Genomic DNA, 1,966 nt, shown 5'->3' with positions numbered 1-1,966 from the left:
GCCGATGCCCGCCAGCAGGCTGAGTGCCAGCAGCGATGTCTTGATCGAGGAGGTCGTGGTCATATCGTTCATCCTTCCCTGAGAACGCTAGAGTGCGGCGGCAAGCCCGGTCGCGTTGCCGGACGGCATGGTGATGCAGGCATCGACCGGAAAGCCGATCGTCACGGCCTGACCTGGGCCGAGACCGTCGCCGACACGGTTGGCTTGCATCACGAGAATCTGCTCGCCGCCGGCCGTCTCGACCAGGATCTGGCGGGTAGAGCCGAGCAGGGCGACATTGAGGATCCGACCCTTCGCACTGTTGGCCATTCCAGCCGGATCAGCGTCGGCGGCGGTGGACAGGATGATGTTCTCGGGGCGGACACAGATGTCGATTGCGTCCGATGGGCAGTCCGGCACGGTGAGCGACAGGCCCGATCGGCTCAGGGCCCGGGCGAGGCCGGTTTCGCGCCGCGTCACCTGGGCTTCGATCCAGTTGGTGCGCCCCATAAAATCGGCGGCGAAGCGCGAGCCGGGGCGAYCATAGACGTCTGACGGGGCGCCGACCTGGACGATGCGGCCCGCCTGCATCAGGAAGACGCGTTCACCCAGGCTCATCGCCTCTTCCTGGTCGTGGGTGACGACCATCGCCGTCGAATTGACGGCGGCCAGGACCTGCTTGAGTTCGGCGCGCAGGTCCTGCCGCAGCTTGGCGTCGAGCGCCGAAAGCGGTTCGTCGAGCAGGATGAGGCCTGGCCGCGTGGCCAGGGCGCGGGCGAGGGCGACGCGCTGCTGCTGGCCTCCGCTGAGCTGATGCGGCCGGCGGCTGCCGAAACCCTGCAACCTCACGAGCGCCAGCATCGCCTCGACACGATCGGGAATCTCGCGCCTGTCAGTGCCGCGGTGGCGCAGTCCGTAGGCAATGTTCTCCGCAACGGTCATGTGCGGGAACAGGGCATAATGCTGAAACAGCAGCCCGACATTGCGCTCATAGGGCTTGAGCGCAGTGACGTCGCGCCCCCCGATGCTGACCGTGCCGTGGTCGGGCCGTTCGAAGCCGGCAATGACCCGCAGGATGCTGGTCTTGCCGCAACCRCTCGGCCCGAGCAGGGCAACGGTTTCGCCGGCGGCGATCGAGAAGGAAACGTCATCGACGGCCGTAACGGCACCGAAGCGACGGCTGACTCTGTGAAATTCGACGGCGTTGCTCACGGTTTGACCCCTATGAACGAAACAGCCCCTGGCCCAACAGGCGGTCGAAACCGACGAAGCGCTCCAGAACGATGATGAGGACGGCGCTGATCGCCATCAGGAGAACGGCAGCGGCTGCGATCGTGAGATCGAAGGACGCGCGCATGTTGCTGACGAGGGCGACCGGCAAGGTGTAGGTCGACGGGTCCGTCAGGAACATGCTGACTGCAACGTCGTCCAACGATACGGCGAAGGCGAAGACTGCGCCTGTGATCATACCGCTCCGGATCAGGGGCAGGGTGATGTTCCAGAAGGCCTGGCGTTCCGTCGCGCCAAGGACCAGCGCCGCTTCTGTCAGGCGCCTGTCCCGACCGGTCAGGCTGGCGAGCACGGTGCGCACGACATAKGGCAGGGTGATCACGATGTGGCCGCAGAGCAGTCGGGTGAAGCCGTCGACGATGCCGATGCGCGACAGAAACAGCAGCAAGGCAAAGCCGATCACCACCGCCGGCACGATGAGTGGCGAAAGGAACGCGGCCATCAGCAGCGAGCGACCGTGAAAATTACTGCGATCGAGCGCGACCGCGGCGGCCGTGCCGACCAGCACATCGACCGCTGTCGTGAGGACGGCGATCTTGAGGCTGGTCGCCAGGCCGGTGGTGACGTAGTCGAGCGAAACCAGCTTCTCGAACCAGCGCATGGACAGCGCCGGCGGCGGCAACGGGCCAAGAAAGCTGCGGGCGTCGAAGGCGAGCAGGCAGGTGACCAGAAGCGGCGTCACCAGGAAGGCGAGCAC

Annotated in this window: 2 protein-coding genes; both read right to left on the bottom strand. The window is 65.8% G+C overall.

The window, feature by feature from the left end:
* Positions 1-87 precede the first annotated feature (87 nt).
* Positions 88-1,191 carry an ABC transporter ATP-binding protein gene (locus tag AC1DJT_RS36465; RefSeq protein WP_476836032.1) on the bottom strand — a complete coding sequence of 368 codons (1,104 nt, stop codon included), beginning with the start codon at positions 1,189-1,191 and terminating at the stop codon, positions 88-90.
* A gap of 10 nt (positions 1,192-1,201) precedes the next feature.
* On the bottom strand, positions 1,202-1,966 hold a 765-nt coding region (locus AC1DJT_RS36460; RefSeq protein ID WP_476836031.1), incomplete at its 5' end, for an ABC transporter permease.

It is taken from the genome of Allobosea sp. 05T422_2 (assembly GCF_056396265.1).
This window is presented reverse-complemented; position numbering and strand designations above follow the sequence as displayed.